The organism is Streptomyces sp. DSM 116793, from assembly GCF_057320905.1.
The window spans coordinates 2,434,167-2,459,433 of sequence record NZ_CM170494.1; the positions used below are offsets into that span (position 1 = coordinate 2,434,167).

At 73.8% G+C, this 25,267-nt stretch carries 23 protein-coding genes; 12 read left to right on the top strand and 11 right to left on the bottom strand.

What is annotated here, in order from left to right:
- Positions 1 to 8 precede the first annotated feature (8 nt).
- The gene (locus ACSMXW_RS10000; protein WP_485805346.1) at positions 9 to 527 is read left to right on the top strand and encodes a MarR family winged helix-turn-helix transcriptional regulator; all 519 of its coding nucleotides are present in this window, start codon (positions 9 to 11) and stop codon (positions 525 to 527) included.
- A gap of 496 nt (positions 528 to 1,023) precedes the next feature.
- Positions 1,024 to 2,280 carry an MFS transporter gene (locus ACSMXW_RS10005; RefSeq protein ID WP_485805348.1) on the top strand — a complete coding sequence of 419 codons (1,257 nt, stop codon included), beginning with the start codon at positions 1,024 to 1,026 and terminating at the stop codon, positions 2,278 to 2,280.
- A 148-nt stretch (positions 2,281 to 2,428) separates the two neighbouring features.
- Here the strand turns inward: ACSMXW_RS10005 and ACSMXW_RS10010 are convergent, their stop codons facing one another.
- From ACSMXW_RS10010 to ACSMXW_RS10035, 6 genes are all read right to left on the bottom strand, one after another.
- Complete coding sequence (locus ACSMXW_RS10010) at positions 2,429 to 4,012, bottom strand: dipeptide ABC transporter ATP-binding protein (protein WP_485805349.1); 1,584 nt, start codon at positions 4,010 to 4,012, stop codon at positions 2,429 to 2,431.
- On the bottom strand, positions 4,009 to 5,061 hold the full coding sequence (locus ACSMXW_RS10015) for an ABC transporter permease (protein WP_485805351.1): 1,053 nt from the start codon (positions 5,059 to 5,061) through the stop codon (positions 4,009 to 4,011). Before ACSMXW_RS10015 ends, ACSMXW_RS10010 begins: the two co-directional genes overlap by 4 nt.
- Positions 5,058 to 6,050, bottom strand: a complete 993-nt coding sequence (locus tag ACSMXW_RS10020) for an ABC transporter permease (RefSeq protein ID WP_485805352.1) — start codon at positions 6,048 to 6,050, stop codon at positions 5,058 to 5,060. The genes ACSMXW_RS10015 and ACSMXW_RS10020 overlap by 4 nt, the downstream gene beginning before the upstream one ends.
- Positions 6,051 to 6,070: 20 nt before the next feature.
- The gene (locus tag ACSMXW_RS10025; RefSeq protein WP_485805353.1) at positions 6,071 to 7,783 is read right to left on the bottom strand and encodes an ABC transporter substrate-binding protein; all 1,713 of its coding nucleotides are present in this window, start codon (positions 7,781 to 7,783) and stop codon (positions 6,071 to 6,073) included.
- A 223-nt stretch (positions 7,784 to 8,006) separates the two neighbouring features.
- Entirely contained in the window at positions 8,007 to 8,099 is a 93-nt protein-coding gene (locus tag ACSMXW_RS10030; protein WP_485805355.1) for an Ms4533A family Cys-rich leader peptide, read from the bottom strand.
- 53 nt (positions 8,100 to 8,152) lie between these two features.
- Entirely contained in the window at positions 8,153 to 9,625 is a 1,473-nt protein-coding gene (locus tag ACSMXW_RS10035; RefSeq protein WP_485805357.1) for an MFS transporter, read from the bottom strand.
- Positions 9,626 to 9,854: 229 nt separating this feature from the next.
- Between ACSMXW_RS10035 and ACSMXW_RS10040 the strand changes: the two genes are divergently transcribed.
- From ACSMXW_RS10040 to ACSMXW_RS10055, 4 genes are all read left to right on the top strand, one after another.
- Positions 9,855 to 10,499 (top strand): TetR/AcrR family transcriptional regulator, encoded by a 645-nt coding sequence (locus tag ACSMXW_RS10040; protein WP_485805359.1) that lies wholly within the window; start codon positions 9,855 to 9,857, stop codon positions 10,497 to 10,499.
- A 262-nt stretch (positions 10,500 to 10,761) separates the two neighbouring features.
- The gene (locus tag ACSMXW_RS10045; RefSeq protein WP_485805361.1) at positions 10,762 to 11,361 is read left to right on the top strand and encodes a sulfite oxidase-like oxidoreductase; all 600 of its coding nucleotides are present in this window, start codon (positions 10,762 to 10,764) and stop codon (positions 11,359 to 11,361) included.
- 77 nt (positions 11,362 to 11,438) lie between these two features.
- The gene (locus tag ACSMXW_RS10050) at positions 11,439 to 12,194 is read left to right on the top strand and encodes a ferredoxin reductase (protein ID WP_485807927.1); all 756 of its coding nucleotides are present in this window, start codon (positions 11,439 to 11,441) and stop codon (positions 12,192 to 12,194) included.
- Position 12,195: 1 nt separating this feature from the next.
- The gene (locus tag ACSMXW_RS10055; protein WP_485805363.1) at positions 12,196 to 12,627 is read left to right on the top strand and encodes a DUF6510 family protein; all 432 of its coding nucleotides are present in this window, start codon (positions 12,196 to 12,198) and stop codon (positions 12,625 to 12,627) included.
- A 33-nt stretch (positions 12,628 to 12,660) separates the two neighbouring features.
- On the opposite strand, the gene ACSMXW_RS10060 is transcribed toward ACSMXW_RS10055, so the two are convergent.
- On the bottom strand, positions 12,661 to 13,443 hold the full coding sequence (locus ACSMXW_RS10060; protein WP_485805365.1) for an RraA family protein: 783 nt from the start codon (positions 13,441 to 13,443) through the stop codon (positions 12,661 to 12,663).
- Positions 13,444 to 13,498: 55 nt separating this feature from the next.
- Positions 13,499 to 13,678 carry a DUF5996 family protein gene (locus ACSMXW_RS10065; RefSeq protein ID WP_485805367.1) on the bottom strand — a complete coding sequence of 60 codons (180 nt, stop codon included), beginning with the start codon at positions 13,676 to 13,678 and terminating at the stop codon, positions 13,499 to 13,501.
- 190 nt (positions 13,679 to 13,868) lie between these two features.
- On the opposite strand from ACSMXW_RS10065, the gene ACSMXW_RS10070 reads away from it, so the two are divergent.
- The 4 genes from ACSMXW_RS10070 (at position 13,869) to ACSMXW_RS10085 (ending at position 17,992) form a co-directional block, all read left to right on the top strand.
- Positions 13,869 to 14,564 (top strand): YoaK family protein, encoded by a 696-nt coding sequence (locus ACSMXW_RS10070; protein WP_485805368.1) that lies wholly within the window; start codon positions 13,869 to 13,871, stop codon positions 14,562 to 14,564.
- A 487-nt stretch (positions 14,565 to 15,051) separates the two neighbouring features.
- Positions 15,052 to 16,956: an N-acetylmuramoyl-L-alanine amidase gene (locus ACSMXW_RS10075; RefSeq protein ID WP_485805370.1), complete on the top strand. Its 1,905-nt coding sequence runs from the start codon at positions 15,052 to 15,054 to the stop codon at positions 16,954 to 16,956.
- 144 nt (positions 16,957 to 17,100) lie between these two features.
- Positions 17,101 to 17,592 carry a nucleotidyltransferase domain-containing protein gene (locus ACSMXW_RS10080; RefSeq protein WP_485807929.1) on the top strand — a complete coding sequence of 164 codons (492 nt, stop codon included), beginning with the start codon at positions 17,101 to 17,103 and terminating at the stop codon, positions 17,590 to 17,592.
- A gap of 4 nt (positions 17,593 to 17,596) precedes the next feature.
- Positions 17,597 to 17,992, top strand: a complete 396-nt coding sequence (locus ACSMXW_RS10085) for a hypothetical protein (RefSeq protein WP_485805372.1) — start codon at positions 17,597 to 17,599, stop codon at positions 17,990 to 17,992.
- A 157-nt stretch (positions 17,993 to 18,149) separates the two neighbouring features.
- Here the strand turns inward: ACSMXW_RS10085 and ACSMXW_RS10090 are convergent, their stop codons facing one another.
- Complete coding sequence (locus ACSMXW_RS10090; protein WP_485805373.1) at positions 18,150 to 18,887, bottom strand: SGNH/GDSL hydrolase family protein; 738 nt, start codon at positions 18,885 to 18,887, stop codon at positions 18,150 to 18,152.
- Between the two features lie 402 nt (positions 18,888 to 19,289).
- Here ACSMXW_RS10090 and ACSMXW_RS10095 point away from each other — a divergent pair, with 402 nt between their 5' ends.
- Both ACSMXW_RS10095 and ACSMXW_RS10100 read left to right on the top strand, forming a co-directional pair.
- Positions 19,290 to 21,260 carry a flavin monoamine oxidase family protein gene (locus tag ACSMXW_RS10095; RefSeq protein ID WP_485805375.1) on the top strand — a complete coding sequence of 657 codons (1,971 nt, stop codon included), beginning with the start codon at positions 19,290 to 19,292 and terminating at the stop codon, positions 21,258 to 21,260.
- Positions 21,261 to 21,382: 122 nt separating this feature from the next.
- Positions 21,383 to 22,162, top strand: a complete 780-nt coding sequence (locus ACSMXW_RS10100; RefSeq protein ID WP_485805377.1) for a GNAT family N-acetyltransferase — start codon at positions 21,383 to 21,385, stop codon at positions 22,160 to 22,162.
- 246 nt (positions 22,163 to 22,408) lie between these two features.
- Here ACSMXW_RS10100 and nagA read toward each other — a convergent pair whose 3' ends face one another.
- Positions 22,409 to 23,767, bottom strand: coding sequence for an N-acetylglucosamine-6-phosphate deacetylase (gene nagA / locus ACSMXW_RS10105; RefSeq protein WP_485805378.1), 1,359 nt, complete (start codon positions 23,765 to 23,767; stop codon positions 22,409 to 22,411).
- Positions 23,764 to 25,236, bottom strand: coding sequence for a glycoside hydrolase family 3 protein (locus tag ACSMXW_RS10110; protein WP_485805380.1), 1,473 nt, complete (start codon positions 25,234 to 25,236; stop codon positions 23,764 to 23,766). The genes nagA and ACSMXW_RS10110 overlap by 4 nt, the downstream gene beginning before the upstream one ends.
- Between the last annotated feature and the right edge of the window lie 31 nt (positions 25,237 to 25,267).

The window sequence follows — 25,267 nt, forward strand, 5'->3', positions numbered from 1 at the left end:
ATGCGGCCATGACCGATGACCCGGTAGCTGACAGACCCCACGTCGACGACCCGACCCTGCACAGCATCTGGCGGCCGCTGCGGTTCCTGCAGGCCGCGATGGACGCCGACATCGCACGTGTCTACGCGGAGGAGCGGATCGACGGGCTCAAGCCGAGCTTCGTGATGGAGCTGCTGCGCCTGCACGCGCGCGGGCCGATGACCATCAAGGAGCTGGCCGAGTCGGTCGGCCGCACCCACTCGGCGCTCAGCCAGAAGGTGGCCGCGATGCGCGCGGCGGGCTGGGTCGAGACGGTCGCGGGCGACGACGCCCGCAGCAAGCGGGTGACGCTGACGCCCCGCGCCCGCTCCGTCGTCGGCCGGCTCGCCGCTGAGTGGCGCGCCACGGAGGCCGCCCTCGTGGACCTGGAAGCCGAACTCCCCTACCCGCTCAGCCGCGTGGTCACCGACATCGAACGGGCCCTGGCACGCAAGAGCTTCCACGACCGCATCACGGAGAGGCTGGCGGAGGACCCGGCGTGGCGGTAGGGGCGCCGGGCCCCGCTCCCGAGAACCCGGGGAGCCGCGAAGCGGCGCGAGAAGCGGCGCATGGAACCGGGGGCACCTCCCACGCCCCCAGGACAGTGGGGAAACGGTCAGCCACCACGAGCCCGCCACATCGCCACCGCCCCGAAGGGGCGGTCCCCGTCGTGTCCGGGCCACCGGCCGGTGGGCGGTTGCTCGCGCAGTTCCCCGCGCCCCTGCGGGCGCCGTGCCGGCCTCGGCCGGAAGGAGCACCCCGACAGGGCGCGCGGCCGGGCCGCGCGGATGCCCTCCGGGCCACTGGGGCGCGCCCCGCAGGGCCCGGGGGAACCCGGGGCACCTCCCACGCCCCCAGGACAGTGGGGAAACGGTCAGCCACCACGAGACCGCCACATCGCCACCGCCCCGAAGGGGCGGTCCCCGTCGTGTCCGGGCCACCGGGAGATGGTGGTTGCCCAGGCCCGCGCGACGGGACGCGCGGCCACGTGCGGAGGCGGGCCGCGTGGGCCTGACACGCGCGCTGATGGACGTCGCACCGCTGCGCTCGTCCCCCGCGTTCCGGCGGCTGTGGGCCGGGGAGGCACTCTCCGGTCTCGGCGGCCAGATGACCCTGGTCGCGGTGGCGTACCAGGTCTGGCAGACGACGCGGAGCAGCACGTGGACCGGCGCGGTCGGGCTGGCCCAGGCCCTGCCGCTCGTCGTGCTCGGCCTCCTCGCGGGCTCGGTGGCCGACCGCGTGGAGCGCCGGGCGTTCTACCTGCTGACGACCGGCGGGCGGGGAGTCTGCTCCCTCCTGCTCGCCGCCCAGGGCCTGTTCGGCCACCTCCCGCCCGCCGGAGTGCTGGCGCTGGTCGCCGCCCAGGCCTGCTTCGGCGCCGGCAGCGGCCCGGTGTCGCGCACGTTGCTCCCCCACCTGCTGCCGGCCCACCAGCTGGCCGCGGGCCTCGCCCTGCGCAGGCTCTCCTTCCAGGGGGCCATGCTGCTGGGCCCGGCGCTGGGCAGCCTCACCGTCGGCGGGCTCGGCGTCGGCGGCTGCTACCTGATCGACACGCTCTCCTTCGCCGCGGCGTGCTACGGGGCGTGGGGACTGCCCCGCATGCCCCCTGGCCCTGAGCCGGCCCGTCCCGGCCCGCGCGGCGTGCTGGACGGCCTGGCGTTCGTCGCCCGGACCCCCGTCATCCGCGGAGCGCTGCTCACGGACCTGGCCACCACCGTGCTGTCGATGCCGATCAGTCTGTTCCCGCTGCTGAACGCGGAGCGGTTCGGCGACGACCCGCGCACCCTCGGCCTCTTCCTCACCGCGGTGGCGGCCGGCGGCGTCGTGGCGTCCGTGTTCTCCGGGGCCTTCACCCGGCTGCCGCGCCCCGGCCTGACCATGCTCCTGGGCTCCGCCGGCTGGGGCGTGGCCCTCACCCTGTTCGCCATGGCGCCCGGGCCCTGGACGGGGCTGGCGTTCCTCGCCCTGGCCGGCGCGGCCGACACCGTCTCCGTGATCTCCCGGAGCACCGTCGTCCAGAGCCAGGCGCCGGCCGGACTGCTCGGCCGGGTCGGCGCCGCCGAGCAGATCGTCGGGCAGGCAGGCCCCGACCTCGGCAACATGCGCGCCGGCCTGGTCGCGGACGCCACGTCGGGCGCGACGGCCCTCGTCACCGGCGGGCTGCTCTGCCTCACCGCGGTGGCCCTGGTCGCCGCCCTCACCCCCGACCTGCGGGGCGCCCCCGCGCCCCCGCCCGCGGCGGCCTCCTCACCCGGCCGGTGACGGCACCGGCGCCCCGGCCGCGACGCCGGGGTGCCGGTCAGGCCGCCCTGCCATGGCCACCGGTGTCCTCGAACCGCTGTGGGTCACCGACACCGTCCTGGTGGCCCCGGGCTCCAGCACGGGGAGCGTGGCGGCCGGCGCCGGTGGCTCAGGAGGCGGGGGACAGGGCGCGCCGGGCCGAGCGGCGTTCGGCCGCGGCGACCGGGTCGAGCGCCGGCACCGCGGCGAGCAGCCGCCGGGTGTAGGGGTCGCGCGGCGCCCCGTACACCTCCTCGGCCGTGCCGTACTCCACCACGCTCCCCCGCCGCATGACCGCGACCCGGTCGCTGACCTGCCGTACCACGGCGAGGTCGTGGGCGATGAACACGAGCGCGAGTCCGAACTCCCGCTGGACCTCGGCCAGCAGCGCGATCACCTGCGCCTGCGTGGTGACGTCCAGCGAGGACACCGGTTCGTCGCAGACGACGAGGTCGGGCTGGGGAGCGAGCGCCCGGGCGATGCCCACGCGCTGGCGCTGTCCGCCGCTGAACTCGTGCGGATAGCGGTCGTAGTGGGCGGGGTCGAGGCCCACGCGTTCGAGGAGGTCCCCCACGCGGGCGCGGAGCCGGGCCCCGTCGCGCTCGCCGCGGGCGCGCAGCGGGTCCGCGACGGCCTCGCCGATGCTGCGCCTGGGGTTGAGCGAGGAGACCGGGTCCTGGAAGACCATCTGGACGCGGGGCCGACCGCCCCCGTACGCGAGGGTGCCGGCGGTCGGCTCCAGCAGCCCGACGAGCATCCGCCCGAGCGTGGTCTTGCCGCTACCGCTCTCGCCGACGATGCCCAGGGTCTCGCCGCTGTGCAGGGTGAGGGAGACGTCGTCGACGGCGGTGACGGCGCGCCGGCCCCGTCCGAAGTCGCGGCGCAGGCCGGTGGCGGTGAGCAGGACGTCGCCCGTGACCGGGGCCCGCTCGGCCCTGGGCCCGTCCACGCGGGGCACGGCGCCGAGCAGTTCCCGGGTGTACGGCTCGGCGGGGGTCCGCAGGACGGTGCGGACGGGGCCGCGTTCGACGGCCCGTCCCGCACGCATCACCAGGACGTCGTCGACGCTCTCCGCGGCCACCCCCACGTCGTGGGTGACGAGCAGCAGCCCCATCCCGGTCTCCTCGCGCAGGCCGTGGAGCAGGTCGAGGATCTGCGCCTGGACGGTGACGTCGAGGGCCGTGGTCGGCTCGTCGGCGATGAGGAGTTCCGGTTCGCAGGCCATGGCCATGGCGATCAGGGCCCGTTGCCGCATGCCGCCGCTGAACTCGTGGGGGTGCATACGTGCCCTGCGGGCGGCGTCGGGTATGCCGACCAGGTCGAGCACCTGAACGGCCCGCTGCCGGGCGGCCCGGCGTCCGGCGCGGGTGTGCGTGCGGTACACCTCGGCTATCTGGTCCCCGACGGCGTAGTAGGGGTCGAGTGACGAGAGCGGGTCCTGGAAGACCATCGCGGCCCGGCCGCCGCGCAGTCGGCGGATCTCCTCGTCGGTGGCCTTGCGGACATCGGTGCCGGCCACCGTGACGGTGCCGCCGGTGCGGGCCCCGGTCCCGCGGTGCAGGCCGAGCAGCGCGGCGGCGACGGTGCTCTTGCCGGAGCCCGACTCGCCCACCAGGCCGAGGGCGGCGCCCTTGGCCAGCGTGAAGGAGAGGTCGTCGACGGCACGCGTGGTGCCGTAGTCGACGGTCAGCCCGCGGACGTCCACGAGGCTCATACGAGCACCACCCTCCGGTCGGCCACCGCGTACAGGACGTCCGCGACGAGATTGGCGAGCACCACGAAGAAGCCGGTGACGAGCACCATGCCGACGACCACGGGCAGGTCCGACACGTTGACGGCGCTCACCAGCGCCTGGCCGATGCCGGGCAGCCCGAAGAGCGCCTCGGTGAGCACGGCCCCGCCGAACATCGAGCCGAAGTCGTTGGCGGCGAGCGCGATGACGGGGGCGAGCGCGCCGCGCAGCGCGTGCCGGGTGAGGACCGAGCGTTCGGAGACGCCGTAGGCGCGGAAGGTCCGCACATGGTCCTCGGCCAGGGTCTCCAGGATCGCGGCACGGGTCACCCGGGCGTACCTGGCCGCCTCGGCCAGCGCGAGCGAGAACCACGGCAGCAGCAGGTTCCACGCCCACTGTTCGGGGTCCTCGGTCAGGGGCACGTACTGCGGGAAGGGCAGCAGGTCCAGCTGGCCGCAGACGACGATCATCAGCAGGAGGCCGATGACGAAGACGGGGGTGGCCCAGCCGGCGAGGGTGAGCCCGGTCAGCAGCCGCTCGGAGGGCCGGCCGCGCCGCCAGGCGGCGAGCAGGCCGGTGCCGACGCCCAGCAGCAGGTAGATCACCAGGGCGCCCAGCGCGAGGGACGCGGTGACCGGGAGCTTGGCCGTGATCAGCTGCGTGACCTGCTGGTCGCTCTGGTACGACAGGCCCAGGCAGGGCGCGGCGCAGTGTTCGAGCGAGGTGCCGGTGGAGAAGGTGCGGCCCGCGACGATGCCGCGCAGGAACTCCCAGTACCGCTCGTACACCGGGTCGTCCAGGTGGAGTTGGGCCGCGACCTGGTGGACCTGGGCGGGCGAGCAGCGCTCACCGCAGGTGATCTGGGCGACGTCGCCGGGCACGATGTAGAACACCGCGTAGACGATCACGGTGATGGCCAGCAGGGTGGCGACGGCGGTCAGGGCCCGGCGCAGGAAGAACCCGCCGAGCCCGCCGGGTGCGGACAGCGCGCGCCACACCAGCGGGCGCCGGCGGACGGTGGTCGTGCTCATGCCTTGGCCTCCCGCTTGCGTCCGGTGCCGATGCGCAGCCGGGACGCGGCCCTCGGGTCGAGCGCGGTGCGCACCCCGTCTCCGAGGACGGTCATCGCCAGCACCGTGACGAACAGCGCCCCGGCCGGGAGGAGCAGGTACTGCGGTGCCGCCTGGTACCAGACGTTGGCGGTGGTGATCATCTGTCCCCAGGAGGGGGTGGGCGGTTTGACGCCGACCCCCAGGAAGGAGAGTGCCGCCTCGACGGTGATGTTCGCGGGCACCAGCAGCGCCCCGTAGGTGATGACGGGGGCGGCGAGGGCCGGCAGGAGTTCACGGCGGGCGATGTGCCAGGTGCTCCAGCCGCTGAGGCGGGCCGCGGCGACATGGTCGAGCTCTTTGAGGGTGATGGTGTGCGCCCGCACGATCTTCGCCGTGGAGCCCCAGGCGATCAGTCCGATGATGACGGCGACCAGGACGGGCCGCGGCACGGACGGGGGCACGATGGCCAGCACCGCCAGTGCCATGATCATGAGGGGCAGGGCGACGAAGATGTCGGTGAGGCGGCTCAGGGCCTGGTCCGCCCAGCCGCCGCCGAGCCCCGCGGCCACCCCGACGACGAGTCCGATGAGGATCTGCACCAGGGTGGCGGCGACGGCGACGCCGAGGGAGACCCGGGCGCCGTAGACGAGGCGGGCGAACAGGTCCCGTCCCGTCTGGGGCTCCACGCCGAGCCAGTGGTGGGCGCTGATCCCGCCGAGCGGCCCCACCGGCACGCCGCCCCTGGCCGAGTCGACCAGGTGCGGGTGGTAGGTGGTGGGGTCCTGCCCCTCCAGGGCGGTGAGCAGCGGCGCGGCGATCGCGACGAGCACGAGCAGGACGACGATCCCGCCGGCGACGAGGGCGGCCGGCTGTGCGCGCAGCCGGCGCAGGAACGGGCGGCCGCCGGAGGCGGGAGGGGGTGCCGCCGGGTCCGTGGCCGTCTCGGTGGGCAGCAGGGCCTCACTCATGGTGTCGGGCTCCGGCCGCGCTACTTGACCGCGACCTGGGAGACGTCGAGGACGCCCGTCCAGTTCCCGATCACGACGTTCTTCACGTCCTTGCCGTAGAGCCGCTTGTAGACGGGGTGGAACAGCGGGACGTCCAGGGCCTGTTCGCCGATGCGCTTGTCGAGGGCGCCCCAGCGCCTGGCGGCGGCGTTCAGGTCGGTCAGCTGGTTGATCGCGTCGATCTCCTTGTTTACGGCGGGGTCGTCGAGCTGGGCGTGGTTGAAGTTGGCGCCGTTCCTGACGATCTGGCGGCCGTCGAAGATGGGGGCGAGGAAGGGGCCGCCGGAGGGCCAGTCGGCGCCCCACCGGGCGAGGAAGAATCCGGGCTCCTTCTTCACGCTCTTGTACGCGTCGCGGTACTGGTTGACCTCCAGGCCCCTGAGCTTCACGGTGATGCCCGCCTTCTTCAGGGCGTCCTGGACGGCCGTGGCGATCTCGGGGCCGGCCTCCGGGTCCTGGTTGGCGTGGGTGAGCGTGATGGTGATGCCGTGCGGGTAGCCGGCCTCGGCGAGGACCTGCCTGGCCTTCTTCGGGTTGCCCGACGGGCCGGCGGGGAACGGGTCGTAGGGCGTGTAGCCGAAGGCCTTCTGGTTCGGCAGGAAGGTGGTGGCGGGCTCGGCGAGGGAGGTGCCGCCGACCGCGTTGATGACCGAGGACCGGTCGATGGCGTAGGCGATGGCCTCGCGGACCTTCGGGTTGTCGAACGGCTTCACCTTCGGGTCGAACGCCAGGTAGTTGGTGTACCCGAAGTGGCCGGTGCCGACCCGGGCGGCGAGGCTCTTGTCGCCGCTGACCCTGGCCAGTTCCGCGGGGCCGAGGTTGGTGTCGGTGGTGACGGCGGCGGCGTCGGCGCCCCGGCCGGCGGACAGCCGCTGGTTGATCACCGCGGGGTCGAGGCCGGAGCGCACCTCGATGCGGTCCGGGTAGGCCTTGCGCTGGTCGTCGGTGGCCGGGGACCAGTGGCGGTTGCGCGCGAGGACGAGGGTCTCCCCGTCGTTCTCGTTGCTGACGACGCGGTAGGGGCCCGAGGAGACCGGGTGGTTCTCGTACCTGGTGCCGTCGTCCTTCTTCCGCGGCACGGGGGTGAACTGCGTCTGGGTGGCCAGGAAGGGGAACTCGCCCTCGGGCTTGTTCAGGTGGAAGACGATGGTCCGCTCGTCGGGGGTCTCGATCGAGGCGAGCCCCTTCTTGTCCTTGTAGGGGCCGGGGTAGTCGGCGCCGCCGACGAGCCAGTCCCGCAGGTAGGGGGCGCCGCCGGAGAGTTCGGCGGCGAACGACCGCTCGATGCCGTACTTGATGTCGGCGCTGGTGATGGGCGTGCCGTCCTCGTACGTCAGGCCCTTCTTCAGGGTGTACGTCCAGACGGTCGCGTTCTTGCTGGGCGTGCCGAGGTCCGTGGCGAGGTCGGGCACCACCTTGTTGCCCGCTGCGCCGTTCGCGCGGTTGCGCGTGGTCAGGGTGCGGAAGACCAGAGAAGGCACGTTTCCGCCGCCGGACGTGTACAGCCGCGCCGGGTCGAAGTCGGTCTGCGGTTCCGTGTTCAGGACGGTGAGGGTGCCGCCCTTGTGCGGGGTGCCCTTGGCGCCCTCGTCCTTGTCCTCGGGCCCGGCGCAGGCGACCGCTGCGGCGGCGAGGGCCAGGCTGACGGATGCGGCCGCGGCGCGGCGGGCTGCGGTGCTGGACGGATGACGCATGGGGGCCTCTCGGGGTGTCGGCCGTCGGATCCGGCGGGGAACCGTGTGGTGGAAGCGGGCGCCGATGGCGACCGGGGCCCGGGGTGACCGGGACACGGTGCTGCCGCGGCGTGCGGGAGCGAAGGAGCCGCGGGCAGGCCGCCCCTCTGCACCATAGGACGGGGTGCGGGGACTTGGGTGGAGAACCCGTGGCAGAGCTGTCGGACTCGCGGGAGGCGGTGGTTCAGCGACAGTGAATATCGGCCACGCTCAACGCGTTGACGCCGATGAGCGCAAGCTCGAACGCGGCGCGCAGCGGGGCATGGCTGATAAACATGCGGAAAATATGAAGGAGCCCTCCCCTTCGTGTCAATGTGACGCGGAGCGACGTCAGGGTGACGGGGAGGGTGCCGGCGCCGCCTCGGCGGCCGCGGGGGCGGCGGTGACGGGCGGGCGCCGCCCCGGCAGGAACGCGGCGAAGCCGAGGGCGACGACGGCCGCACCGGCACCGATGGCCATCACCACCCGGAAGCCGTTCCGGGACGGCAGGTGCACCGGGCCGAAGCGGGTGACCAGCTGCGCGAGCACCACACCCGCGACCGCGCTGGACATGGCGGTGCCGATGGACCGCATCAGCGTGTTGAGGCTGTTGGCGGCCGCGGTCTCGGACACCGGCACGGCCGCCATGACGAGCGCGGGCATGGCGCCGTAGGCGAGCCCGATGCCGGCACCGACGATGCAGGAGACCACCACCAACTGCCAGACGGCCGACATCATCACGATGTCGAGCGCGTACCCGGCGGCCACGACGACGGCGCCGGTCATCAGCGTCACCTTCGGGCCGCGGGACCGGGAGATCCGCGCGGACAGCGGCGCCATGGCCATCATCACCAGGCCGTTGGGCGCCATGACCAGGCCCACGGCCAGCATCGACTGCCCGAGGCCGTACCCGGTGGCCTTCGGCATCTGGAGCAGCTGCGGCAGCAGCAGGGACATCGCGAACATCGAGAAGCCGAACACGGCCGAGGCGAGGTTGGTGAACAGCACCTGGCGGCGTGCCGTGGTGCGCAGGTCCACCAGTGGCCGGGGGGCGCGCAGTTCGTACCACCCCCACACCACCAGCACCACGGCACAGACGCCGAAGAGCGCGGTGGTGCGGCCGGCGCCCCAGCCCCAGTCGCCGCCCTTGGAGATCGCCAGCAGCAGGCAGAACAGCGCGACGGACAGGCCCACGGCACCCACCACGTCGAAACGGCCGCCGGTGCGCACGGCGGACTCCGGCACCAGGCGGAGCACCAGCACGGTGACCAGGGCGCCGATGCCGGCCGAGGTCCAGAACAGCACGTGCCAGTCGGTGCGTTCGGCCAGGAAGGCCGCGGCGGGCAGGCCGAGCGCGCCGCCCACCCCGAGCGAGGCGCTCATCAGGGCGGTCGCCCCGGGGAGCCGTTCGGCGGGCAGTTCGTCCCGCATGATGCTGATCCCCAGCGGGATCACCCCGGCCGCCATGCCCTGCAGGGCCCTGCCCGCCACCATGGGGCCCAGGGAGTCGCTGAGCGCCCCCACGGACGAGCCGGCCACCAGCAGGACCAGGCTCACCAGCAGCATGCGCCGCTTGCCGTACATGTCCCCGAGCCGCCCCATCACCGGCGTCGAGACGGCACCGGCGAGGAGCGTCGCGGTCACCGCCCAGGTCGCGTCGGACGTGGACGCGTGCAGGAGCGCCGGCAGCTTCGGGATCAGCGGAATGACCAGGGTCTGCATCAACGACACGGTGATGCCGGCGAGGGCGAGCACGGCCACGACGGGGTTGGCCCGTGGCGCGGGGGGCGCCCCGCCGGCGGGTCTGGCAGGAGCGTCGGTCATCGTCGGGTCTCCGTCCGGGCCAAGATTTAAATCAGTCGCTTGACTTAGTTCGCTCAGGTTAGTCGATGATCCGTTCGTGTGGGCGGGGGACGCGGGCGGTTCGGTGCGGGTGCGGGCGGCCGGGGTGCGAGGGAGGGCGGGTGAGGAGTGCGGACGGTCCGGATGCGGGTGTGGGCGGGCGCGCCTTCCCTGGGCCGGGTGAGTTCCGGTGCGCCGTAAGGTGGTGACCATGGTGGGCAAGTCGGTACGGGCTGACCAGGTCAGCGCAACACGGGAGCTGATCCTGACGGCGGCGGAGCGGCTGTTCGCCGAACGGGGCGTGTACGCGGTGTCCAACCGGAGGATCAGCGAGGCCGCGGGCCAGGGCAACAACGCCGCCGTCGGCTACCACTTCGGCACCAAGGCCGACCTGGTGCGGGCCATCGCGATGAAGCACGCCGGGCGCATCGAGCAGGTGCGGGTGCGGCTGCTGGACGAGACGGGGCACTCCGGCGAGATGCGGGACTGGGTGGGGTGTCTGGTCCGCCCCGTCACCGAGCACCTGGCGGCGCTGGGCAGCCCCACGTGGTACGCGCGGTTCTGTGCGCAGGTGATGACGGATCCGGCCCTGCACGAGATCATGACCGAGGTGTCGCTCGCGTCGCCCGCGCTGCGGCACATCGTGCGGCGGCTGAGCGCGACCATGCCCGACCTGCCGGCGGAGGTGCGGGCCGAGCGGGGGGACATGGCGCGGCAGCTGATCGTGCACACGTGCGCCGAGCGGGAGCGGGCGCTGGCGGAGAGGACGCCCACGCCCCGGGCGAGTTGGCGGGACACGGCCACGGGGTTGACCGACGCGATCGTGGGGTTGTGGGGGGCGTCGGTCACTCGGTGAGGCTGTTCGGTCCCACCGTCAGGTCGCTCCGGTGGCGCGGTCCCGGGGCTGCGCCCCGGACCCCCTTCGCCCTTCGGGCTCGTCCTCAAACGCCGGACGGGCTTTTTTCGCTGCGCTCGTCCTCAAACGCCGGACGGGCTTCGTCTTCGCTGCGCTCGTTCTCAAGCGCCGCACCGGCTTCGCCTGCGCTGCGTGCACGATCTGCGCCGTCACGGACAAAGGTGGACAATAAGGTCCATATCTGTGTGAAGGGCGGGACGGCATGGTCATCATTTCGCGCGGGTTCCGGGGCCGGGCCCGGGACACCGGGCACGCGCTTCCCCCGGGCCAGTACGAGACGCGGGACTTCCCGGTGCTGTCCGCCGGGCCCACGCCGCGGGTGGACCGGGAGGCGTGGCGGTTCACGATCCGCACCGAGGCGGGCGAGGCGCACAGCTGGGACTGGGCCGAGTTCACGGCCCTGCCCACCGAGACGCCCACGGTGGACCTGCACTGCGTCACCAAGTGGTCCAAATTCGGCACCCGGTGGGAGGGCGTCTCACTGGACGTCCTGATGGCGGACGTGCCGACCACCGCCCGGTTCGCGCTCGTGCACGCCTACGGCGGGTACACCACCAACCTGCCGCTGGCGGACCTGGTCGGCGGGCGCGCCTGGATCGCGTACCGCTACGACGGGGCGGACCTGGCACCCGAGCACGGCGGCCCGGCCCGGCTGCTGGTCCCCCATCTGTACCTGTGGAAGTCCGCCAAGTGGGTGCGCGAGATCGAGCTGCGCACCGAGGACGAACCCGGCTTCTGGGAGACCGCCGGGTACCACGACTACGGGGACCCGTGGCGCGAGCAGCGGTACCAGGGTGACTAGCCGGGCCCGGGCGGACGGACGGACCGGTGCGGACGGGTGAGCCGGGGCAGCCGGGTGGACCGGGTGGACCGGACAGGCTGGGACAGCCGGCCGGGCCGGGGCGGACGGGCGGGCGGCTGCGCTGGCTGCCCGCCGAGCTGACCGCCCGGCGCCGTGAGTCCGCCACCGCGCACACCCTCGTCTTCGACGTGCCCGCCTGGCCGGGGCACCTGGCCGGCCAGCACGTCGACGTGCGGCTCACCGCGGAGGACGGCTACAGCACGCAGCGCAGCTACTCGGTGGCGTCCGCGCCGGACGGCGACCGCCTCGAACTGACGGTGCAGCGGGTTCCGAACGGCGAGGTGTCCCCGTACCTGGCGGACGTCATGGAGGTCGGCGACATGGTGGAGGTGCGCGGGCCGGTGGGCGGCTGGTTCGTCTGGCGGCCCGAGCGGAGCGACCCCGTGCTGCTGGTCGCCGGCGGCTCCGGCCTGGTGCCGCTGATGGCGATGGTCCGCACCCGCCGCGCGGCCGGCAGTCCGGCGCCCTTCCGGCTGCTGTACTCCGTGCGCACCCCTCAGGACCGGCTCTACGCCTCCGAGCTGGACCGCTCCGAGGCGGGCCTGCGGACCGTCTGCCTCTACACCCGCACCGTCCCCGCGGACCGGCCGCGGCCCGCGGGGCGGCTGACGGCGCGGGATCTGTCCGAGGCGGGCTGGCCACCGGGGTCCGCGCCGCTGTGCTACGTGTGCGGGCCCACCGCCTTCGTCGAGGCCGCCGCCGACCTGCTGGTGGGCCTGGGGCACGCCCCCGAACGCATCCGCACCGAGCGGTTCGGCCCCACCGGAGGATGACATGCAGCCCGACGATCGCGGCAAGGACGACAGGCCCGGCACCGGTGGCGAGGACGGCCCCGGTAGGGGCTTTGGGGCCGGCCCCGGTGCCGGCACCGGCGTGGACGAGGGCCCCGGCGCCGGTACCGAGGACGGTCCCGGTGCCGGCGCGGGGCCGTTCCGTGCGCGGTACGAGGACGGCAACGCGCTGGCCGGGCCGCTGTCGGAGCTGCTGGCGCTGGACCCGACGACCGCGCTCGGGCGGTGCACCGGCTGCGGCGCGGGCTGGCCGCTGGCGCGCCTGCGCGTGTACTCCCGTGCGCCCGGGTACGTCGGCCGCTGCCCCGAGTGCGACCGCGTCATCCTGCGCCTCGTGCCCACCCCCGACCGCCTCGTGCTCGACCTGCGCGGCACGGTCGCGCTCTCCTTCCCGCGCGAGCTGCCGGGGCCCTGAGGGCGCGGCGGCGGCCTCGGCGGTCCCGTCGCGTCACCCCGCCGTGGCGCGCTGGTCGCCCCTCCGCATCCGTTCGGGGTCCTCGGCGCGGATCTGGGCCAGGTACCCCCGGTCCTCCGCGTCGATGCGGCGGGCCTCCGCGACCACGTCGGACAGCCCCCGGGCCGGGATGACGACGGCGCCCGAGCTGTCGGCGAAGACGTAGTCGCCGGGCGCCACGCAGACGCCGCCGACCTCGACGGGCACGTTCGCCGCCGACGGGGCCACCGTGTCGCCGCCCCAGTGGGTGGCCTCGCCCGCGCACCAGGCCGCGAAGCCGTAGCCGGCGAGTTCGCCGAAGTCGCGCAGCCTGCCGTCGGTGAGGACGCCCGCCAGGTGGTGGTTGTGCAGGCGGGACAGTTTGCTGCCCCCGCCGTGCGAGGCATTGGGGTAGCCGCCGCTGGAGAGCACCAGCACCTTGTCCCGCGGGGCGTCCCCGACGGCGCGGTAGAACCAGCCGCCGAAGCCCAGCCGGTTGGTCTCGGTGAAGTCGTCGCGGTACGGCAGGTAGGCGATCGTCACCGCCGGGCCGAACAGGATCCGTTCGGGAGTGGGGCTGACCAGGCTCAGGATGTGGGCCCGGTGCCCGTACAGGCGGCCCATCGCGTCCACCAGCGACGCACACGCCAGCCCTTCGACCAGCGCTCGCGGGTCGGCCCCCCGCCCGTCCGTGCCCGGCCCGGGCGTGCCCCGCCCGTCCGTGCCCGGCCCAGGCGAGTTCCGCTCCCCCGCGCTCCGCTCCCCCGTGTGCTGCTCACCTGCGTTCTGCTCACGCATGCCGTGGTCTCCCTCGCGGCCGTGGACGGTGGGGCCGACCGCTCGGCCGGCCGGATCAGCGGGGTGCGGCGCGCCGCTCCGGGCGGTCCTCCAGGGCGCCGCGCGCGGCCAGCCGGACCTTCCCCACGATCTGGGCCCACATGTGCAGGGTGTCCCTGGTCCCGGTCCACTCGTCCAGGGGTGCGCGCGGCCAGTCCTCGACGGCGCCCGGCGAAGGCTGCTGGGTGAGGGACATGCGAGCGACCCTCCGTTTCCTCGGACCTCTCCGGCCGGTGGGGCCTCTCGTGGATTGTCCGACGCGGTCCCGGGTGGCGCCACTCGTCCCGGACGGGGCCGGGGGCCGGCCGAGCGCTTGCCGTGCCGGCACGGCTGCCGGGCCCGGCCGAACGCTTGCGGTGCCGGGCTCGGCTGCCGAGACAGGGAGTATGAACTTCCTCCCCTCCGTCGTCGGCCTGCTCGACCGCGCGGCCGCCCTGCTGTTCGGGGGCAGTCGTGAGCACCACGGGGTACTGCCGCCGCTGCTGGTGGTGCTCACCTTCGTGAGCGGTCTGGTGGACGCGGTGAGCTTTCTGGGCCTGGACCACGTCTTCGTCGCCAACATGACCGGCAACATGGCGTTCCTGGCGTTCGCGCTGGCCGGTGCGGCGGAGCTGTCCGCGCCGGCCTCGCTGCTGGCGGTGGCGTGCTTCGTCGCGGGGGTGCTGGTCGGGGGGCGGTGGGCGGCGCGGTTCGGGACGCCCGAGCGGATGTTCGCGCCACTGGTCGCCGCGCAGGCCCTGCTGGTGGCCGGGGCGCTCGCCGCGGGGGCCGCGGGTGCGGTGTCGTATGTGCTGATCGTGCTGCTCGCGGCGGGGATGGGGCTGCAGAACGCCGTGGTGCACCGGCTCGGGGTGCCCGACCTGACCACGACGGTCCTCACCCGTACGCTCACCGGCCTGGTGGCCGACCCGGCCGGGCCGTCCCGGGTGCGGCGGGCGGTGTCGGTGACGGTGCTGGTGTGCGGCGCGCTCACCGGTGGCGCCCTCCAGGTCCACCAGGGCACGGTGCCGGTACTCGTCGTCGCCCTGGTCCTGCTCACGACGGTCCCCCTGGCGGCCCGCGCCGCTGCGTCGGCGCCATGAGCGCCCGGAAGGCAGCGTGGGGCCGCGCCCCGAAGGCGCGCGGCCCAGCGGGACTCCCCCGTCGAGCGGGAGAAGCTCGTCATCCCGTGACCGCCCGCGTGCGGCGCGACGCCGTGCACGCCCCCGCGTCGCCGTGACCGCCCCCGCGTCGCCGTGACCGCCCGCCAGGACGCCGTCCCGTAACCGCCCGGACGACCGCCGTCCCGCTGCCCGTTCGGGCAGCCGCCGCCAGGACCTGGCCGGAAACGAACCATCAAACCATGACAAGGCGGACGGGCCGTGACCGTTTCGTTCGGTATCCCCCACAGGCCCTTCGCGATCCGGACACCGCACGTCTGATATCAATTTGCCTGAGTGAACCTGTTGACGCGATGAAATCCATGGTGCGTGCGACGCCGGGCGGGGTAGAGGCTGTGGTGCTCCCGAGGGGGCTGTTCCCTGACGACGACGAGAGCGCATGACGTGCGGTTGCGGTGAAAGGGAAACAGTGCACAGACGCAAGAAGACGCTCCGGTGGCTCTCGGTGGCCGTCGCGGGCGGCGCGGTGGCGGCGGGGGCGTTCGTGTTCCTGCCGGCGCTGGCGCAGGCCACCGACGATCAGAAGCAGACGGACGTCCAGCAGCAGTTCGAGCAGGCGGCCGAGGAGTACAAGGTGCCACTGCCGGTGCTGATGGGAGTGGCGCACGAGGAGTCGGGCTGGCAACTGCACAAGGGCTACAGCGCCGACGGCGGCTTCGGCCTGATGGCCCTCAGAGACGTCACGAAGTCCATGCTGGCCACCGGTGACGCCGGCACCGCGGGCCGCGCCGACGCGCCGGCGCTCGCGGACCGCCCCCAGGCGCACACCCTCCAGAAGGCCGCGGACCTCACCGGGATCTCCGCCGACGACCTGCGGCACGACACCGGCAGCAACATCCGCGGCGGCGCCGCCCTGCTGGCGTCCTACCAGAAGCAGATCACCGGCAAGCTCAGCGACAAGCCGTCCGACTGGACGGCCGCGGTCGCCAAGTACAGCCAGATGACGGACAAGAAGGCCGCGCAGGGCTTCGTCGACGACGTCTTCCGCACCATCAGGTCGGGCGGCAGGAAGAAGGTCACCGGCGACCAGAGCGTGGAGCTGAGCGCGGACCCGGCCGCCAAGCCGGCCGACGCGCAGGTGGACCGCCTCAAGCTGAAGGACGTCTCGGCGCCGCAGGCGGAGTGCCCGTCCAGCATGAACTGCCAGTTCGTGCCGGCCGACCCGTCGAACGGCCAGGTGTCCAACCGGCCGGCGAACGGCATCAAGATCACCGAGATCGTCCTCCACACCACGGAGGCGTCGTACGACAACACCATCACCACCTTCCAGAAGCCCGGCGGCTCCTCCGCGCAGTATGTGATGCGGTCCTCGGACGGGGCGGTCACGCAGATGGTGGCCAACAAGGACGTCGCCTTCGGCGACGGCAACTACTGGAGCAACCTCCACTCGGTGCAGATCGAGCACGAGGGCTTCTCCGCACGCGGCGCCGAGTGGTACACGGACGCCGCCTACGAGCAGACGGCCCGGCTGGTGCGCTACCTCGCCGCGCGCTACAACATCCCGCTGGACCGCCAGCACATCGTCGGCCACGACGACGTGCCCGCGCCCTCCGACTCGGGGATAGCCGCGCAGCACTGGGACATGGGCCCCTTCTGGGACTGGTCCCGGTTCATGCGGATGCTGGACGCCCCCACCGACGTCGGGCCGCACGGCGTGGGGCCGGTCGGCTCCGCGGTGACGATCGCCCCCGGGTTCGAGGAGAACGACCAGACGTACACGGTCTGCCCCGGGGACGACCCGACCGGGGGCACCACCGAGTGCACCAAGGTCACGGCACCGTCCAACTCCCTCTTCGTGCGCAGCGCGCCGGCCGACGACGCCCCGCTGCTGCTCGACCCCGTCGTGCACCCGGACGCCACCGCGGGCACGGACCGGGTCAACGACTGGAGTGACACCGTGCAGGACGGCCAGCAGTTCGTGGTGGCCGACCAGCAGGGCGACTGGACGGCGATCTGGTTCGACGGCCAGAAGGGCTGGATCCACAACCCGGATGGCCGCTACACCATCCCCGCGCCCGGGGTCCGCATCGTCAAGGCGGCCGGCGACACGGCGGCGCCCGTCTACGGCACCGCCTACCCGGACGCGGCGGAGTACCCGGCGGGCCACTCTCCGTCCACGCAGAAGCCGCTGACCGCGACGGACTACCACATCCCGGCCGGCCAGGCGTACGTCGCCGACCAGGCAGCCGTCCCCAGCGACGACTTCTTCGCCTCTGACGGGGCCGTGGTGACCGGCGCGAAGACGTACTACACGATTCAGTTCAACCACCGGTACGTGCAGGTCAACTCGGCGGACGTCACCGTGAGCCGCTGACGTCCGACGTCGTCCTGGGGGACAGTCGGGGTCGTGCCCGAGCAACCGGCCACCGCCGGGGCCCGGATACGACCCCGACTGTCCCCTGACGCGCCTCAGGGGGCACCGGCCGGCGCCGGCGTTCTCCCGGGCGTGATGACCGCCATGCACCCCCTGGACTTCGCAGCGGACGGCTCCGCACTCCAGGCGTCGCCCGACCCCGGGCGCCCGTTCTCCCACCCCGCCGACCACGACCGGCAGGACATGGCCCACCTGCGGCGGGTGTTCGGCATCGCCACGCACTTCCGAATCGCCGCACACCGGCAAGCGGGGCGCGGCCGCGGACCTCCCCCGGATCGACGCCGTCCACCCCGGCGGCAGCCGGCGGTACTCCCCCGCCCGCCCATCGCACCGCCCAGCCGGTCGCGGCCCTGCGCCACCGCGGAGGAACGGGTCCCGCCACCTCGCCCCCCGGGGGCGCCGCACCCGGCCGCCCCCCCACCCGGGTCGGGGACCCGGATCCCGGGCCTGGACCCCGGGCCCGGGCCGGCCGCACCCGACCGCCACCCTGGCCCCCATCGGAATTTTTCCGACTTAGTGCGATTTACCCGACGACCAGGGGTAACCCGGGGTGCGTACGACCACAGGATGGGGTGAGGACATGCTCTTGCTGGGTCTCCTGCTGGCGGCCGCGACGGCCGCCTTCGCGGGACTGCTGATCTCCTTCAACACCGGGGCCGGCCCGGACTACACGGTGACCCTGCTCGGCAACCAGCCTTTCACGATCAGCACGCTCGGCGCGTTCGTGGGCGGCATCGGCCTGACGCTGCTCTTCGGGCTCGGCTTGTCGATGATGCTGGCCGGCACGTCGCTGATCCGGCGCCGCCGGGGGCAGCGGCGCACCAACCGCAGGCACGCCCGGCAGGCCACGGCCGAGCGTGACGCGATGGCGCGGCGGCTCCCCGAGAGCGGCGGCCCGTATCACGAGGGCAGCACGTCCTACGGCGGCAAGCGCCGCCCGTTCCTCAACCTGCACCGGCCCCATCTGCGCCACTAGGGGCGGGCGCCGGACGGCGGACGGCGGTGCCGGGGCCCCCGGGCCGGCGGCCGTCGCCGCGAGGAGCGGCGTGGAGCGGCCGCCGGCGCGTGGAGCGGCGAGGAGCGGCCGCCGGCGCGTGGGCGGCGCGGTGCCCACCGGACCGCCCACCGGGCGCCTACCGGGCCCCCTCCGGGGCCGCGGCGGGCAGCGGCTGGAGGCTGCCGGGCACCGCGCGCAGCGCGTCGTACCAGACCGGGGCCATCTTGTCGTAGCCCTCCTTCGACGGGTGGACGCCGTCCGCGAGGTCCGCCTCGGTGAGGGCGGAGTGCATGTCGACCAGGTGCACGTGCGGGCCCTTGCTCCGCACGACGCCGGGGATCGCGGCGTTGTAGGCGTTCACCATCGAGGCGTGCGGCTCGCCCCACTCCGTGATGATCTGCGCGACGAAGAGCTCGACGCGGGGCTTGGTCGCGAGGATGTGGTCGATCAGCGCGGAGAGCCGGTCGGGGGCGTGCGGGACGTCGTAGTTCTGGTTGATGTCGTTGGTGCCGATGTGCAGCAGGACGGTGCGCGGGTCGGAGGCCTTCAGCCAGGTGACGATGTTGGCGTCGAGCTGGTCGATGCGCCAGCCCGAGTGGCCCTCGTGGTCGTGGTCGCCCAGTTCGGCCGGGCCGTTGGTCTGGGACCCGACGAAGTCCACGCGGTAGCCGCCGGCGGCCAGGCGCTGCCACAGGTTGACGCGGTAGCCGCCGGGATACGGCGTGAACCCGTCGGTGATGGAGTCGCCGAGCGGCATGATCCGGACCCCGCCGTCGGACTCGCCGGGCTCCGCCGCGACCGCCGCCGACGGCGGCAGCGCGAGGACCGCGGCCACCAGCGCGACCAGCGCTGTTCCCAGGATCGTCCCTAGCATGGACATGACATTCAGGGGGGTGCGTCTGCGCACGTGAGCTTCCTCTCGTCAGGCCGCCGCGGAGCGCGAGAGCCGAATGCGGGGGTGCCGTGCGGTGCGCCGCCGAGGAGCGGCCTGGTTCGATGAGAATTCATCGGTTCGACCTACGTCAATATGCGGGGCGGCGAGCGGCGGCACGCGGATTTCGGCGCGGAATCGCGGGTTTCACCGGGGATCCACGGGGCAACGCCGTCCGCGACGGCAAGCCGGCCCGGCCGCGTCGCCGCTGCACCCGCCGTCAACCCGGATACGTCCGTTCATCCGATGGCGGGACAAGTCGCACACGTCGTATGACACACAGTCCTATGGTGCTAACAACTTGTTATTGTGACGAACCCTCAGACCCCTGCGGGGTCCACCAGCATGGGCCGGCGTACCTTCTCCGCCTCCGCCGCCGCCCTCACCGGAGCAAGCCTGCTGACCGGCCCGGCGGCGGCCGCGGCCACCCCGCCGGCAAGCGCCCCGTCGCTCCCCCGGCAGCGCACGGCCGCCGATCCGGCGCGCAGCCGCGCCGTGGCCCGCGCCATCCTGGTCATGGACGAGCACGAGAAGGTGCTCACCCCCGAGTACCTCCGGGTGCTCAAGGAGGGCCTGCCGCGTGCGGGCACCGCCGCGAAGCGGGTCCTGGTGCTGGGCGCGGGCCCCTCCGGCATGCTCGCCGCCCACCTGCTGAAGCAGGCCGGCCACCACGTGACCGTCCTGGAGGCGAACGGCAACCGCGCGGGCGGCCGCATCAAGACGTTCCGTAAGGGCGGCCACGAGAAGGCCGAGCAGCCGTTCTCCGACGAGCGCCAGTACGCGGAGGCGGGCGCGATGCGGCTGCCCGGCAGCCACCCGCTGCTGATGGCGCTGATCGACCAGTTCGGCCTGGAGAAGCGGCCGTTCCTGCTGGTCGCGGAGGACGGCCAGGGGCAACGCACCGACCGCGCCTGGATCCAGGCCAACGGCATGCTCGTCCGCAGCGTCGACTACGCGAAGAACCCGCGCCCGGTGAACCGCACCTTCGGCGTCCCCGACGAGTACCTGGACGTCCCCGCGGGCGCGATCCTCGACAGCGTCCTCGACCCGGTCCGCGACGAGATCAGCACGGTCGGCCCGGACGGCAAGCGGAAGAACAAGCCGCCGGCCGAGGCCCTGGAGGGCTGGACGCGGATCATCGAGAGGTTCGGCGACTACTCGATGTTCCGCTTCCTCACCGAGCACGCCGGGCTCGACGCCCGCACCGTCGACCTGATCGGCACCATCAAGAACCTCACCTCCCGGCTGCCGCTCTCCTTCCTGCACAACTTCCTCGGCGCGGCCCTGATCAGCCCGGACACCACGTTCTACGAACTGGCCGGCGGCACCGCCGTGTTCGCCGACGCCCTGCTGGAGCGGGTGCGGGACGAGGTGCGCTTCGACCGGCGGGTGACCCGCATCGAATACTGGGACCCGCAGCGGCCCCGGCACGGCGAGGCCGCCCACGTCTCCCGGAAGGGGCCGCACGTCTGGGTGGACACCGTCTCGGAGGGCCGGAACGGCAAGGTGGTCCGCGAGCAGTTCACGGCCGACCTCGCGATCGTCACCGTGCCCTTCGCGGGCCTGCGCCAGGTGCAGCTCACCCCGGCGCCGTCGTACCCCAAGCGGCGCGCCGTGATCGAGCTGCACTACGACACGGCCACCAAGGTGCTGCTGGAGTTCAGCCGCCGCTGGTGGGAGTTCACCGAGGACGACTGGAAGCGCGAGCTGGCCACCATCGACCCGGGCCTGTACGAGGACTACCGGCTGGGCCGGACCCCGGACGACGGCAGGCTGCTGGGCGCGCACGGCTCGGTGCCGTCCGGCCACATCAGCGACGCCCAGCGGGGGCACTACGCCGCGACGCGGTGGGTCACCCGGGACCAGCCCGACGCGGTGCACGTCTTCGGCGGCGGCTCCGTCAGCGACAACTCCAACCGTTTCATGTACCACCCCTCGCACCCGGTGCGGGGCAGCGCGGGCGGGGTGATCCTGGCCTCGTACAGCTGGGCGGACGACGCGGTGCGCTGGGACTCCTTCGACGACGACGCACGCTACCCGCACGCGCTGCGCGGCCTTGAGCAGGTGTACGGCCAGCGCATCGAGGTGTTCTACACGGGGGTCGGCAGGACGCAGAGCTGGCTGCGGGACCCGTACGCGTACGGTGAGGCGTCCGTGCTGCTGCCCGGGCAGCACACGGAGATCTTCCCCGACATCCCCACGCCCGAGGGTCCGCTGCACTTCGCGGGGGACCACACCTCCCTGAAGCCCGCCTGGATCGAGGGGGCCCTGGAGTCCGGTGTCCGTGCGGCGCTGGAGGTACACGGCCGGCACTGACCCGCCCACCGGGGTGCCCGCACCCCGCCCCGTTCCTGCGCCCCGGCAGGTCCCGTTGACGGCGACGGACCCACCGGGGCGCAGTACCACGGGAAACCGCGCGTGTCCCCAATAATCAGGTCATGGCACCTACTGATCTTCGCGGCCATGCCGCCCGGGCCTACCTCTCGGCACTGGAGACGTACTTCGCACCCCATCCCCGCATGAGCGTCCGGCGCGGCACCGGGGACACAGCTCTGATAGTCACGGGAGTGCCCGTGGCGGAGTTGAATGCGATCTTCACTGTCGCTGAGAAGCCCGACGTCGACGACCTCGTGGCGTTCATCGGCGCACCCGAACTCGACGGACTGCCCTGGGCGGTCAAGGTGGCGGGCGAACCCACCCCCGATGTCATCCGGCTCGCCGCGGACCACGGCCTCACCGAGCGTTCGTCGAGCCCGCTGATGGTCAAGCGCCTGGACGGCGCCGACCTGCGCTCCCTCGATCCCGGCACCGTGGCGGTACGCGCCATCACGGGAGCGGACGGCTCCCTCTTCCTGAAGCTCGCCGGCGCGGGTAACGACCTGCCCGACGCCTCACTCCTCGCCCCCTACAGCGATCCGTCCGTCCTGGACACCCCCGCGACCACCACGTACATCGCCGAGGACCACGGTGTTCCGGTCGGTACCGCGGTCGCCACCCGCACCGGCGACACCGTGGGCGTGTCCCTCGTGTCCGTGCTGCCCGAGAAGCGCCGCCGCGGTTTCGGCCGGGCCATCACCGCCGCCCTGCTGCGCGAAGCCCACACGGCCGGGGCGACCGGTGCGGTCCTGGAGAGCTCCCCAAGCGGCGTCCCCCTCTACGAGGCCCTGGGTTTCGAGCACGCCCAGGACACGACCGCGTTCACCGCCCCCGTGCACTGAACCGTCCCCTCACTGCGCGATGCGACGGCGGACTGCGGCGGAGCGGAAACCCGGCCCCCGTCCGCCCGCGGCCGGGCGCAATCACCCTCCTATGGTGGTAGGCGTCGGGTACCTGCCCATTCGCATCCGTGACCACTGGTTTCCCGTCCACGGCGGCGGACGCCGGCTCAGGCGCGGGAGCGGGTGGCGGGGGGCCGCTCCCGTCCGCACCGCCCAGCCGCGGACCGGGGCGGCGGGGGCAGCGGGTCAGGCCGCCGCCACCGATTGCTCCTCGCCCGCCAGCCACACCCGCGCCGGGCGCAGGCGTGCGTCGAAGGTGATCAGGTCGGCGCGGAGGCCGGGGCGCAGTGCGCCGCGGTCGGTGAGGCCGAGGAGGGCGGCCGGCGTGGTTGCCGCCATCCGGACCGCCTCCGGCACCGGAACGCCGACGTCCAGTACCGCCCTGCGGAACGCCGCCGCCACGAACAGCGTGGACCCGGCCAGCGTGTCCGTGCCGCGCAGCCGGGCCACCCCCTCGGTGACGGTGACCTCCCGGTCGGCGAAGCGGTAGGTGCCGTCCGGCATGCCCGCCGCCGGCATGGCGTCGCTCACCAGCAGCAGCCGGTCCGGGCCCGCGAGGCGGTAGGCCAGCCGGGCGGTGTCGACGGCGAGGTGGTGGCCGTCCAGGATCAGCTCGCAGCGCAGCCGGGCGTCGAGCAGCGCCGTCGCGGCCGGGCCCGGCTCCCGGTGGTGCAGCGGCGGCATCGCGTTGAACAGGTGGGTGACCGCGCGGGCACCGAGGTCCGTGGCCTGCGAGAAGACATCGGCTGAGGCGTCGGTGTGGCCGAGGCAGCACACCAGCTCGGCCGCGTGGTCGCGGATCAGGTCCAGCGCGCCGGGCAGCTCCGGCGCGATCGTCATCGACACGGCGTGGCCGCCCGCCGCGTCCAGCAGCCGCCCGAGGACCCGCTCGTCCGGTTCCCGCAGCGCCGTGCGGGTCTGGGCGCCGCGGCGCACCGGGGAGAGGAACGGGCCCTCCAGGTGGATGCCGGCCACGGCGGGCGCGGTGCCGTCCGCGATGACGGCCGCGATGGCGCGCACCGCGGCCGTCATCGCCCGGGGCGCGACGGTGGCCACGGAGGCCAGCAGCGTGGTGGTGCCGTGCGCCAGGTGGCCCGCTGCGGCGGCCCGCACGTCGTCCTCGACGCCCGTGTAGACGGAGTGCCCGGCGCCGCCGTGGCAGTGCGCGTCCACGAAGCCGGGGGTGAGCAGCCTGCCCCCCAGGTCCACGACGGACCGGCGGGGCCGGGCACGGAGGGCGGTCCCGTCACCGGATCCCGCGGGCCCGTCACCGGATCCAGCGGGCCCGTCACCGGATCCAGCGGGCCCGCCGGCGCGGCGCCGCGTGGCGTCCGCGTGCCCTTCGCCGCCCGCCCCGCCGGAGGCCGCCCCCGCACCGGCGCCCGTCGGGAACTCGATCCCGGCCGGCGGCGCGCCCTCGCCCAGGGCCGCGATCAGGCCGTCCCTGACCAGCAGCCAGCCGCGGCTGATCATCCCGCCGGGGGTGACCAGGCGGCCGTTGGTCAGCAGGAGGTCGCCGCCCGGCACCGGAAGCGGGCGGCTCACGCCTTCGCCAGCAGGACGTCGACCGCGGCCTGCGCGCAGACGCCCGACGAGCCGAAGGTGCGCACCCAGCCGCGGAAGCCGCCGAAGTCGTCGCCGGGCACGCCCATGTCCACGACGACACAGCGCGGGTGGCGGCGCAGCAGTTCGTCGAGGACGGGCCGCTGCCAGGGGAACCGGTGCGAGCTGCGTACCTGGATCACCACGTCCGCGTCGGCCCCGAACTCGTCGAGGAAGAGGCCGATCTCGGCCTTGACGATGCCGGCGGCGTTGTAGGTGTCGCCGGCGACGGCGAGGCCCTCGACCGTCAGTCCCGCCGCGCGCAGCGGCTCCTCCACGCCCCAGGACGCCTGGCCCTGCGCGGGCGAGTGCGTCGGGTCGAGCCGGACGACGAGGGTGCGCTTGCCGCGCAGCACCGGGTCGCCGTGCACCTCGACGACGTCCCGGGCGAGCCGGGCGCCCACCGAGTCGTCCCGCTCGGCGGTGTCGGCCTTGGGCCGGGTGCCGAGGCGGGCGATGCGCTCGTTGGCCTCGCGCAGCCGCTGCTCGGGCAGCGCACCGCTCTCCACGGCGCACACCAGCGCCTTCGCGGCGGCGTCCACGTCGTCGCCGAACGCCCACGCGCCCAGGCAGAGCGCGTCGGCGCCCGCCTTGATTGCCCGCACGGCGGCGTCCGGCAGGCTCGCCACATCGCTGATGCCGTGCATCTCCAGCGCGTCCGTGATCACCACGCCGTCGTAGCCCAGCTCGCCGCGGAGCAGCCCGGTCAGCACGGCCGGGCTGATGGTGGCCGGCACGGTGTCGAGCTGGGTGAGGTGGACGTGCGAGACCATGATGCTGTCCACCCCGGCCGCGATGGCGGCGCGGAACGGGTCGAGGTAGTGCGCCACGAGTTCCTCGCGGGACAGGTCCACGGTGGGCGTCCCGAGGTGGGCGTCGGTGGAGCTGAGGCCGTGGCCGGGGAAGTGCTTGGCGCAGGCGCTCACGCCCGCGGCCTGCAGGCCCTCCACCCAGGCCGCCGCGTGCACGGCCACCTTCGCCCGGTCCGGGCCGAAGCAGCGGATGCCGTTCGGGCTGAGCGGGTTGACGGCGGTGTCCACGGCGGGCGCCAGGTTCCAGTCGACGCCGGCCGCCACCAGCGACAGGCCGATCTGGTAGGCGGCCTCGCGGGTGAGGTCGGGCTGGTCGAGCCGGCCGAGCGCGTGGTTGCCGGGCACCGACGTCCCGCCGTACGGCTCCAGACGGTTGACGTCGCCGCCCTCCTCGTCGATGGCGAGCAGGACGTGCTCACGCAGGCCGTGCAGGGCGCCGGTCAGCTCCCCGACCTGCTCGGCGGAGGCGAGGTCCTTGCCGAACAGGACGAACCCGCCGAGCCCCTCCGCGACCCGGGCACGCGCCCACTTCGGCACGGTCTGCCGCCCCAGCGCGGGGAACAGCACACCGTGGGCCAGCCGTGACAGCTCGGCATTCATCGCTTCGGTCCTTACCTTTCGGGATGTTCGG

Excerpts from the sequence above, each read along its gene's own strand:
- ACSMXW_RS10000 (WP_485805346.1), top strand. The coding sequence starts at position 9 with ATGACCGATGACCCGGTAGCTGACAGACCCCACGTCGACGACCCGACC.
- ACSMXW_RS10010 (WP_485805349.1), bottom strand. The coding sequence starts at position 4,012 with ATGAGCCTCGTGGACGTCCGCGGGCTGACCGTCGACTACGGCACCACG.
- ACSMXW_RS10015 (WP_485805351.1), bottom strand. The coding sequence starts at position 5,061 with ATGAGCACGACCACCGTCCGCCGGCGCCCGCTGGTGTGGCGCGCGCTG.
- ACSMXW_RS10020 (WP_485805352.1), bottom strand. The coding sequence starts at position 6,050 with ATGAGTGAGGCCCTGCTGCCCACCGAGACGGCCACGGACCCGGCGGCA.
- ACSMXW_RS10025 (WP_485805353.1), bottom strand. The coding sequence starts at position 7,783 with ATGCGTCATCCGTCCAGCACCGCAGCCCGCCGCGCCGCGGCCGCATCC.
- ACSMXW_RS10030 (WP_485805355.1), bottom strand. The coding sequence starts at position 8,099 with ATGTTTATCAGCCATGCCCCGCTGCGCGCCGCGTTCGAGCTTGCGCTC.
- ACSMXW_RS10035 (WP_485805357.1), bottom strand. The coding sequence starts at position 9,625 with ATGACCGACGCTCCTGCCAGACCCGCCGGCGGGGCGCCCCCCGCGCCA.
- ACSMXW_RS10040 (WP_485805359.1), top strand. The coding sequence starts at position 9,855 with ATGGTGGGCAAGTCGGTACGGGCTGACCAGGTCAGCGCAACACGGGAG.
- ACSMXW_RS10045 (WP_485805361.1), top strand. The coding sequence starts at position 10,762 with ATGGTCATCATTTCGCGCGGGTTCCGGGGCCGGGCCCGGGACACCGGG.
- ACSMXW_RS10055 (WP_485805363.1), top strand. The coding sequence starts at position 12,196 with ATGCAGCCCGACGATCGCGGCAAGGACGACAGGCCCGGCACCGGTGGC.
- ACSMXW_RS10060 (WP_485805365.1), bottom strand. The coding sequence starts at position 13,443 with ATGCGTGAGCAGAACGCAGGTGAGCAGCACACGGGGGAGCGGAGCGCG.
- ACSMXW_RS10065 (WP_485805367.1), bottom strand. The coding sequence starts at position 13,678 with ATGTCCCTCACCCAGCAGCCTTCGCCGGGCGCCGTCGAGGACTGGCCG.
- ACSMXW_RS10070 (WP_485805368.1), top strand. The coding sequence starts at position 13,869 with ATGAACTTCCTCCCCTCCGTCGTCGGCCTGCTCGACCGCGCGGCCGCC.
- ACSMXW_RS10080 (WP_485807929.1), top strand. The coding sequence starts at position 17,101 with ATGCACCCCCTGGACTTCGCAGCGGACGGCTCCGCACTCCAGGCGTCG.
- ACSMXW_RS10085 (WP_485805372.1), top strand. The coding sequence starts at position 17,597 with ATGCTCTTGCTGGGTCTCCTGCTGGCGGCCGCGACGGCCGCCTTCGCG.
- ACSMXW_RS10090 (WP_485805373.1), bottom strand. The coding sequence starts at position 18,887 with ATGCTAGGGACGATCCTGGGAACAGCGCTGGTCGCGCTGGTGGCCGCG.
- ACSMXW_RS10095 (WP_485805375.1), top strand. The coding sequence starts at position 19,290 with ATGGGCCGGCGTACCTTCTCCGCCTCCGCCGCCGCCCTCACCGGAGCA.
- ACSMXW_RS10100 (WP_485805377.1), top strand. The coding sequence starts at position 21,383 with ATGGCACCTACTGATCTTCGCGGCCATGCCGCCCGGGCCTACCTCTCG.
- ACSMXW_RS10110 (WP_485805380.1), bottom strand. The coding sequence starts at position 25,236 with ATGAATGCCGAGCTGTCACGGCTGGCCCACGGTGTGCTGTTCCCCGCG.